Source organism: Legionella sp. km772, from assembly GCF_003989735.1.
In the GTDB taxonomy this organism is placed as follows: Bacteria; Pseudomonadota; Gammaproteobacteria; order Legionellales; family Legionellaceae; genus Legionella.
This window is the reverse complement of sequence record NZ_RZGQ01000109.1, coordinates 1-9,888: the sequence shown is the minus strand read 5'-3', so window position 1 is coordinate 9,888 and position 9,888 is coordinate 1. Positions and strand designations below refer to the sequence as shown.

Below are 9,888 nucleotides of genomic sequence, written 5' to 3'. Positions count from 1 at the left end.
CTCTCCTGGCCTATGGACTTGTGGATAAGCCATTCTGAGAGTAAGGTGAATGAACTAACAAACCGGGAATAGCTCTTATTTTTCCTGAATTTTGTTCCAGATCCCCGGACCTAGCTAACTCCACTAATCGAGGTAAGCGGGGTTCTAAGCTCATGATTTACTACTGAAATAAATTCATCTTTTGCGGTCTCAATTTCTTTTCTGACGGTCAAATCACTTATCACCTTCCCATAACCAATCAGGTGATTTCTAATGTCATATAGGGGGGTTACAATAACATTAGCCCAAAATCTGGAGCCATTTTTTCGCTGCCGCCAGTCTTCTCCTTCATAACGGCCTTCTTGTCGGGCAATTTGAAATTCATTGTTATAAGAGACGGAGGGAAAAACAGTAGCGATAGGCTTGCCGATTACGTCTTTTTCCTTATAGCCTATAATATATTCAGCCCCGGTGTTCCAAGTAATGATATTCTCATTACTATCGAGCATAATAATACCGTAATCTTTGATATTTTCTATCAATAATTGCAGGCGTTGAGCAGTCTCAATTTCTAAGTTTTTTAAACGATACAGTTCGGTCACATCCTCTACACGATGAATAATATATTTGACATTATTCTGTTCATCTAAAGCAGGTGTGTTTAAAGGGCGCCAGTAACGCTCTTCAAATCCGCCACCTTCAGAAAGGGGACGACGAATATCATATTTTTGATCCCGCATTTCATGCGGTTGTTTCGTTTTTAACACTTTTTGAATGGAGCGATTTAAATTTCTAGTGCCTGTAGCTTGAGGATCGTTTGGATTATCAGGAAAAATTTCAAATAGTTTATGTCCAACAATCGCTTCTCTTTTTACCATCGTGGCCTTTAAGTAGGCATCGCTTGCTTCAATGATAGTAAGGGAAGGGTCCAGGATAAGATATAAATCAGGGGCTGATTTTAAAATGCTATAACTATCAAAATTTTTAAGCATGGTAATACCTTGTTGTAATTTACGCCTAAAGCACAGATATAACTACCATCAAAGTGTTCATGTAGGGAGCATGGCTAAAAATTGAGCCTATTAAATAAGAAGCATCAGAAAAGCATTATTTATCATCATATATTTTTCTTGTATTAACAGTATCATAGATGAAAAAAGATGCAAAATTTGCTCTGCAAAGAGGTAGAGCGGAGTAATGCTTTTTCTTTATTGATTAAAATACTTAGGTTTTGCTCAGTGAACCAAGGATAGCCTCATAGCCCAATTGTAATACATTGCTATAAATTTCCAGCGGTATTTTCTAATTAATTTTTTCTTAAGGCTCCTCATTTATAATATCAGCGCTCTGTCATGGAATATTGATTGAGCGTGTAATCAACCCAAATATTTAATTAAGGAATCTTATGAAAAGAATAGTAATCAGCTTGCTTTTTTTCTTTCTTGCCGTAAATGGAAATAGTGCTCAACTAAACTCTTCTTTTCCTGATGAAATCTCGATACGCGAACATTGGATTAGTCTGACAAAAAGTTATGATATTGAAACAAAGACTCATAAATTAGGCACTTTATACCGCCGTTTTTTTAGTTTGCTACTCACCTATGATTTTTATGATCCCAATAATGTAAACACACTAAGTGCCAAAGCACGATTTTTCTCTTTTGGGGCTCATCTTGACCTTTATGATCCCAATGGCGCGATAGTAGGAAGTGTTGAAGAAAAGATCTTTACCTTCTTCCCTACTTTTGAAGTTTATGCTCGTGATTTATCGACTAAGCTTGCTCGTGCTGAAATGAATTTCTGGGGCACTAAATTTTATATTTATGACCCAGCTACAAATAAAGAAATGGCTATCATGTCACGTCCGTTCTTTCGTTTCAAAAATGATTGGACAATCCACGTAACAGACCAAAGGTTGTTAGAGCAGAAGAATATTGATCCTAGAGTGTTAATGACAGTGCTAGCGGTGCAAGGAGAAATTGAGGATTGGCAAAAAGAGCATCGTGACGATAATAACTTTAAAACAGCTGCAACTTACAATACCCAATTAGCAAGTGAGGCCCCCAAAGCACTTAGGGCTTTAGCACAAACTAATAACGCTCTAACAACTCAACCCCAGCAAGAAGAACTTGAAGCCCTCACTAATGAATTAGATCAAGATTTTAACGCTACAAATACCAACAGTGGTGAACAAAGCAATGAGGAGCGAATTCAAGCCTTCACTGCTTACTGCGAAAATTTAATTCAAACACCCGGCCTTCCTGTAGAAAAGAAAAATGCTATTGCAAGCTTACTAAAATTACGACTCCAAGGTCGCAACTAAGCCATCTAATGAAGTAGGACAATTTGTCCTACTTCATTTCCTAAGCATGATTTTCTGTAACTCCCCTCGTCTCCCGAGCGCAGCAAGGGATCTCCCTGTAGTGCCAAATACTGAAATATTATAAAAAATAGTTGAAAAATTAAGCGGTTATGATCAAATGGGTGCATAAAAGATCAAGAACAAATTAACACAACGCTTTTGGCAAAGAGTGCTGAACTGGAAAAGATCGTACAACAGCAAGCTACACGAATAGCAGAGCTGGTCACGAAAAAAGAAGCAGGATCTGATTAATTCATTGAATCCTGAGTGGGACGATTTATATCGATCGTTATGTTAGAGATTGTGCCACTGCAGGGAGATCCCTCGCTACGCTCGGGATAACACGAGGAGTTACGATTTTCTTTAGATCGTTCTTAAAATTAAATACAACCCAGTGATTCTCTCAAAGCCTTTTTCATTTATTGAATAAAATGAACGGCTAGAAAGTATTTTATTTGCAATTTTTTTACATATTGATATTTTGTAGCTCAATTAGTTCAATCTATACTGTGGTTAGTCTTAAATAGCTAGTGGTTTGACAGGGATCAAATTTTACCTTCCGGCTTTGAACTAACTCAAAATGGATTGTGCTGGGGACCACTTCTTAAGTGAGTTTCTTATGTCTTTTAAAAAAATAATAGCCATACCTATGGCCTGGCTGCTGTTACAAGCCAGTTTAAGTCATGCCGCCACAGCACCCCAGCCTAATCCGTCAATTAAAGCAGAGGTGCAAAGTAGCGGTAATCAATACTGGACGAATGTATCGATAAAATTAACCAATACGGGAACAAGCGATATTGATTTCCGGGGTAGTTCTATTGAAGTCAATTTACCAACAGCAGTTACTGATGTTTATGGGAGTTATGCTCCTTTAAGTTGGCCAACCATTAAAGTAGATTCAATAGCAAGTGGATCGGTTTACAAAACAAACATTGGCTTGAGTTTTGGAACCGACAATTGGGTTCAAACCAATTTACCACCGAATAAGAGTATTACCTTGCAATTCGGCATACCTAGTGCGGCTAATAATACGGCTATTGCTAGCAGTGTCAAGGTATATACCAATACACCAATACCAGTAACTAATGGCAGTATTACCATTCAAAGCCCGCAAAGCCCTGGTACAGATGCAGGCTCTGCGGCAAGTGCAACGTTGAGCGGCCCGCTTAGTAACCCAATGCAGGTTTCCCTGGCATGGAGTAGCAGTAAAACTATTGCCTCTTTACCTTTAGGTACTTATACCATCCATACTAATCAAGCAGGCTCATATCCTAGCGGTCAAGATGTGCAAATAACACTGACTAGTACGAGTCCCAATGGAACTGCCCTATTAAGTTATGGACCAGCTATAAAAAATGCCAGCTTAACCATCACCACACCCGCCCAACCTGTCGCTAATGCCCCTGCTCCATCGGCTTATTTATCTAACAATGGCTCAGTACAAGTTATTGCTTTAGCGTGGGGAACCAGTAAACAAATTCCAGTGGTTGATAAACAAACTTATCAATTATGGGTACCTGATTTTACTTATGGCGATAACGTTTATAGCTCGAACATCCCGGAAACTAAAGCTTTAAATTTTACTGCTACTGCGAGTAAGGCTACTCAAGTTAATCTACAGTTCCAAGCCACCGCAATTCCCACAATAAACGTGAATTTAGACATTAAGGGACTACCACAAGCCAGCAGCACAGTGACTGTAAGTTTAGTTAGCGCCAATAAAACTTATACGTTCAATAACTTAGCTAATGGTAGTCATCCCGTTACCGTACAAGCAGGCACTTATAATCTAAGTTCAAGCTTATTGACTCTTCAGGGCAAATCTTACGCCCCAGCCTTAAGTAACCCCTATACTTTAGCTGAAGGTACTACGGTAAGTATTGGGTATAGTGAAGTGAAAACGGCTATGTTGATGCCCTTTAAAGATGTTACTTTTAATATGAATTGGTCCACTACGCCAGTGAGTTCTAACCTTCAGGAAATTGCAGATAATTCGAAACATTATTCCTATGTTTTAGCTTTTATCACGCAAAATGCCTGGGATACTGGACATTGTTACCCTGCTTGGGGTGGTCAACCTACTCTTGCATTAAAGGATAAATATTATCAAAAAGAAGTCCAATACTTACAATCGAAAAATGGTGCCGTTGCCCTGTCTTTCGGGGGTGAAAATGGCTTATCCATTGAGAGTAAATGTACGCAAGCAGAATTGGTACAAGTCTATCAATCAGCATTCGATATCTATAATTTGGCATTTATCGATTTTGATATTGAAGGAGGGGCCTTAGGAGATACTGCTGCAAATACTAATCGCTTTAAAGCATTGAAAGATTTGCAAACCCAAAACAGTAAAGCCAAGGTTAGTCTAACCCTACCTGCTAATATTGATGGTTTCCCACCGCAAGCACTAGCTTTAATCCAGCAAGCCAAAGATCTTGGCGTGAATATCAGCGAATACAATATGATGACCATGGCTTGGTATGCACAAAAACTAACGGGGCCTATTTCTGATAGTGTGAGTGCAAGTGCCCAAAAAGGCTTCCAACAATTACAAGCCATTTTCCCAGAAAAATCACCTATCGAAATTTGGTCCATGATTAGGGTTACTCCAAAAATTGGTGTGGATTACGACCAAAGTATTTTATATCCCGAAGATGCCCTGCACATAGGTCAATTTGTAAAACAAAAAGGAATGGCGGGAATTGGCTTCTGGTCTGCCGATATTGATAGAAATCAAAATAAAACCGGAAATTGTAACCAAGGAGCTAACCCTGATTGCTCAGGTATTACTCAAGCACCTTATGATTTTACCAAAAGCTTTTTATCAGGTTTAGGGCAATAAGACGAGCACCTATAAGTAGAAATATTCTCTCGAAGCCTACTAAGAAAAGGTTTCGGGAGAGCATCAATAACCTCTTTACTCTACGAGGTTAAGTAGATAAATTTTATTAATTTAATCAATGCCTTCCATCCATTCTATCCCTATTCCCGACGATCAAACAAAAGCACTACCCAAAAGAATTTAAATTAGATACCATTAGCTTAGCATTAGAACAAGCTTAATAAGTTACCCTGAAATGGGGAAAATTTACTACATTCTGCTGTGCTGAAAGAAATGAACTATTCGTTGTTGTTCAAATAAGATCATACGGGCAGAAATAATAGATTAAAGAATAGATTGCCACTTTTTGATTTCTAGAAGCTGCTTTTAAGTAATTAGGTAACCTAATTTTATTAATTAGTAATAAATATTCAAAATTAAGGAAAATGATATGCGTCTTTCAAAATTGACACTTGTAATTACCCTGGTGGGAAGTGGCTTTGCTTCCGCAGGAACTATGGGGCCTATATGTTCTCCAGGGAATGTTACGCTTCCTTGTGCACAGACTGCTTGGGGTGTCCATGCAAATGCATTATATTTGCAATCTAGTTACAGCGGTGCTCTAGGCTATTCAGGTTTTGTCAGTCCAATTAGTTTTTCAGCAACGGATTATGTGCACAATGATCCTAATTGGAGTTGGGGATTTGAAATTGGCGCTTCTTACTATTTCAACACGGGTAATGATTTTAGCGTAGACTGGTTTCATTTAATTAGTCCTACAACTACTAATACAGCAAATTATATCTTTGGAGTCCCTTTCGCACAGAGAAGCTATGATACAACTATGAGTATTATTAAGCCTAACTGGGATGCGGTAAATATTCAATTAGGTCAGCTTGTTAACGTAAATGTATTAAAAACCCTGCGTTTTTATGGTGGAGCACAATATGCAAGAATTGCCACTAGTATGACTAATACTGGAACTGCTTTTTCATTTCCAACGGACTATGATATTGAAGATATGCAGTTTTCTGGTTTCGGTCCACGTCTAGGTTTAGACATGGCCTATGATTTAATTCCAAATTTTGACGCTTATGCTAAAGTAGGAACCGGGGTTTTAGTTGGTTCTAGTAAAACAAATAGTACCAGAGGCAATTTAATTGATCCTAATCCTTTTGTAATTTATGCAAATCGTACCCAAGTGGTTCCTGAGGTCGATTTAAAATTAGGTTTACAATACGATTTTGCTTTAAATGAAAACCATATTATTGCCGATGCTGGTTATATGTGGGTTAACTATTTCAGTCCTCTTGCACGAATTAATTATAACTTTAACAATTTAGAAACTGCTAATTACTCTTTAGATGGTGTTTATTTTGGTATGAAGTGGGTGAGTTCTGTATAGAAATTAATGGCGTAGCGTAATGTGGTTATATCCCACTTACGCTACCCTCATACGGCTAAGCGCTGCATTCTCGCGTATTAGCCAATGTAATGAACCCTTATAAAGGGTTACCTATAAACTCTACTTATCGCGCCTCACCTAAACGGACTATTTCACTATTAGCTTCTAACGGGCCTCTTATGGAATCTATTTTAGATTGCTTCACTATAAAACAACCGCACCCACTTGCCGTGAAAAATGCTCATAGATAACATCATAGGTATGACTCTATTTAGCATAAAACCCCTATAATAATTCAAAGCACTGAACCAATATGAATTCAATCTTTACCTGGCATACTATCAGTAGTCCTCAGCTTATTGGCCACATCTTCTCCCATTTTAGCATCAACTGCTAAATGCAATTTCATCCATGGTTGCAGCTTTAGTTTATTATTTTTCCGGATACCAGTTATTCCTCGATGCCATGGAACCGAGCTTTACAGTTGCCTGGAGGATTTCCCCCAGGATTTCTTCTTAAGTGATTAGATAGGCGATAAGCTGTAGGAGTTAGATAATTCAGCTAATGGGGAGCTAAACTCGTAATTTCAGAAACTCTCTTTGTTTCTAAAGCATTTTGGTGTTGACGTACTTTATCAAGGCAATTATCCGGACTATATCTACTGCATTCTAGCTCTGCGGCAGTTTTATTCCTATTAGTCCGGATGGTACTATCAAGACGTTCATCCGTTAATAAGAGACTTACACACTCCCAATGACCACGTTCTACCGCATCATGTAAAGCGGTGTATCCAACATTATCCTGCTGATTAAGATCCAAGTCTGGATCTGCTAGAAATAATTTTAAAACATCCACATTACCAATAGAAGTAGCCATAAAAATCATCGGTTCTGTTGACAACATACAAGCATTAATATTAATTCCCGGTGTTTTTAATAGTATATCTACAATCTTCAAAGCATCTTCATAATTTTTTCCTGTTTTACCTACTAAATTATGAATTGCCTTAGTTAATGGGGTATGGGAATAAAGCCCGCTATTTGTCACAACACTAATCTTGGGGTAAGTTATTAAACAACCGCGAATGATAGGTAGACTATTAGTAGATATGGCCAGCATGAGATAATCAATATCTTCCTCTACGAGACCAGGCCTACTTTCCTTAAATCGAACGAATGCAGCTAGATCTGATTTTCGTTCAAGCTCAGAAGCTTCAATTTTTTTTTGCAAGTCTGTATTTCTAGTCATTGATGCCATGGAATCTCCTCTGTGCGGTGAGTTAAATAAGGTTCCTGGATATTCCAACAATAATTTTGCTGCTTCATCATGGCCCCTCACCAAAGCAAGGTGCAAAGGCATCAGACCGTTAACATTACTGGCCGCTGTGCTTAATCCACCATAATAGACCAGCGTGCGGATATTTTCACTGTGCCCACTTCGAGCCGCAGCATGAATACCTACACTATAATCATGAGTATTTTGTTCAAGGGCTTTAGGATGGTATTTAATTAATAACTTTAAAATGCGGGGATCTTTTGCAGCCGCATAGTAGGCACTGTATTCGCTTGGTTTTACTCCATGCTTGAGCAATGCGCTTACTAAATCAACATTGTTAGCCAAGATGGCATAATCGAGAGCATTATCATAGCGCGTTCTAGTTAATACTGCCCCGCTCCCTACTAATAGTTCAATCATTTCAACGGATTTAACCAAACAAAGAGCCTCTCGGTCATACCAATTAGTCTGATTAACCGAACCAGGAAATTGCTTTATTAATGCAACCGCGAGAGCTGCATTGTTATTGATTACAGCGAAATGTAATAAGGGATAGCCCTGTATACATTGCTCTTCAGCAGACCAAGTGCTTATAACTTTTAAATCATCTATAGTTATTTGATCCTCAAGAATACGGCTCAGTATTTGTTCACGCATATTCAATGCGTTAAGGCTAATATTTAAAGATAATAATTGCTGATCAAATTCATCAGTAGCCTTACCTTCAGCAACTAGCAGAAAACGTTTAATCATCAACTCTGTACGTAAAACACTTTGCTCCTTCTCCGAGTTAAAATATTTATCTAATAATGCTTGAGCTAGTTTGAGTTCATTTTCGGGCATTAATTTTTGAACGATTAATCGCGTTAATAATTGAGGAACAATGGGATGATCAGCATACCAAGTAATAAATTCGTTCAAATAGAATCTTTCGAAAAACTTCATGGTATCAAGAAATAAGGCATCAGCAGCTTCTTCGTCTGCAACGAACAAGCGATATTTAACTTTTAAAGCAAGAAGTAAACTATGAAAACTACAGTTTCCTACGCGCTGAAATGCGCCGGGGATAGGGCTAATATAATTCAGCCCTAATAACCCATGCAATTCTTGTTGAATGTATTTTTTATTTGACTCTCTATGGTCATTTTTCAATATAGGCGCGATTAACGCTGTCGTTAGGCTCTCAGGTTTAGTGATTTTATAATGCTCAATGGCCTGATCAGTGCTGCAACCTCCACCGTTATTACGATAAAGATTGTCTTTTTGTATAATAAGGTTTACTGCATGGCCAGGCCAACCTGTAATTAGCTCTACTCCAGCGCCTTGGCCGTCCTCTAAAGCCGCGTTTAATACATCCTGATTGCGGGTACTATGTTTCGGATAGTAATTAAGTGAGGATGTAAGAAAATAAAGACGCATCGCTTTAATTGTTAAATTTCTTACTTGGAGGATAGACTCTAGATGCTCTGAATGAGTGTTATTTTTTTCGCAATCAGAGAAATAAGCATTCATCAAATGAACCATAAAAGGTACTGTATTATAAGATGAGCTACCTGAGAGGTCGACTAGTTTGCTATTAACAGGAATTATACCGTCTAAAGAAAATAAATGACCAAATAGTTTTGTATGTATTGCTATGTCAGGCTTTGCTTTATCAGAATGAAGTTGTTCTTCCCATGCGAGTGCAGGTTCATCAAAAGAATTGAGATTAAAAGTCATTGCTTGAATATAATTTAGTAACCGTAAGCGCTCCGAACTACTTTCTGTGGTAAGTGTCTTTACATAACCAGTGAGCTTTGTGACATCAATTGAAGATTTGATTTTCTCAAGTTGCAAAATAACTTCTTCTGAGTCACTAAGTACAGCACGAGCTAGACAATATTCGACATCTATGAAATCTTGATCTTTGGGGAGTGCGTTTAAAATATTAACTCATGTTACGCACATAAACTTGTAGTTTGACTAAAAAGCATTAGAATTCCGCCCTTAATTTTAGGGAGGGAATTAAATGGATATGCTTGATCTTTATAGTGATTATTTGATTTT

The 9,888-nt window shown here is 38.0% G+C and carries 6 protein-coding genes; 3 read left to right on the top strand and 3 right to left on the bottom strand.

The features are described from left to right. Positions 1 to 10 precede the first annotated feature (10 nt). Both ELY15_RS16150 and ELY15_RS16145 read right to left on the bottom strand, forming a co-directional pair. A complete protein-coding gene (locus ELY15_RS16150; protein WP_158617455.1) occupies positions 11 to 154 on the bottom strand; it encodes a hypothetical protein in 144 nt (47 codons plus the stop codon). Then, on the bottom strand, positions 111 to 971 hold the full coding sequence (locus tag ELY15_RS16145; protein ID WP_158617454.1) for a PAS domain S-box protein: 861 nt from the start codon (positions 969 to 971) through the stop codon (positions 111 to 113). Before ELY15_RS16145 ends, ELY15_RS16150 begins: the two co-directional genes overlap by 44 nt. A 413-nt stretch (positions 972 to 1,384) precedes the next feature. On the opposite strand from ELY15_RS16145, the gene ELY15_RS10865 reads away from it, so the two are divergent. The 3 genes from ELY15_RS10865 (at position 1,385) to ELY15_RS10855 (ending at position 6,567) form a co-directional block, all read left to right on the top strand. After that, positions 1,385 to 2,302 carry a hypothetical protein gene (locus ELY15_RS10865; protein ID WP_127099902.1) on the top strand — a complete coding sequence of 306 codons (918 nt, stop codon included), beginning with the start codon at positions 1,385 to 1,387 and terminating at the stop codon, positions 2,300 to 2,302. Between the two features lie 658 nt (positions 2,303 to 2,960). Further along, complete coding sequence (locus tag ELY15_RS10860) at positions 2,961 to 5,183, top strand: hypothetical protein (RefSeq protein ID WP_127099900.1); 2,223 nt, start codon at positions 2,961 to 2,963, stop codon at positions 5,181 to 5,183. 430 nt (positions 5,184 to 5,613) lie between these two features. Next, positions 5,614 to 6,567 (top strand): Lpg1974 family pore-forming outer membrane protein, encoded by a 954-nt coding sequence (locus ELY15_RS10855; RefSeq protein ID WP_127099898.1) that lies wholly within the window; start codon positions 5,614 to 5,616, stop codon positions 6,565 to 6,567. Between the two features lie 561 nt (positions 6,568 to 7,128). On the opposite strand, the gene ELY15_RS10850 is transcribed toward ELY15_RS10855, so the two are convergent. Beyond that, positions 7,129 to 9,678 carry an ankyrin repeat domain-containing protein gene (locus ELY15_RS10850; protein ID WP_127099896.1) on the bottom strand — a complete coding sequence of 850 codons (2,550 nt, stop codon included), beginning with the start codon at positions 9,676 to 9,678 and terminating at the stop codon, positions 7,129 to 7,131. Between the last annotated feature and the right edge of the window lie 210 nt (positions 9,679 to 9,888).

Excerpts from the sequence above, each read along its gene's own strand:
- ELY15_RS16145 (WP_158617454.1), bottom strand. The coding sequence starts at position 971 with ATGCTTAAAAATTTTGATAGTTATAGCATTTTAAAATCAGCCCCTGAT.
- ELY15_RS10855 (WP_127099898.1), top strand. The coding sequence starts at position 5,614 with ATGCGTCTTTCAAAATTGACACTTGTAATTACCCTGGTGGGAAGTGGC.
- ELY15_RS16150 (WP_158617455.1), bottom strand. The coding sequence starts at position 154 with ATGAGCTTAGAACCCCGCTTACCTCGATTAGTGGAGTTAGCTAGGTCC.
- ELY15_RS10860 (WP_127099900.1), top strand. The coding sequence starts at position 2,961 with ATGTCTTTTAAAAAAATAATAGCCATACCTATGGCCTGGCTGCTGTTA.
- ELY15_RS10865 (WP_127099902.1), top strand. The coding sequence starts at position 1,385 with ATGAAAAGAATAGTAATCAGCTTGCTTTTTTTCTTTCTTGCCGTAAAT.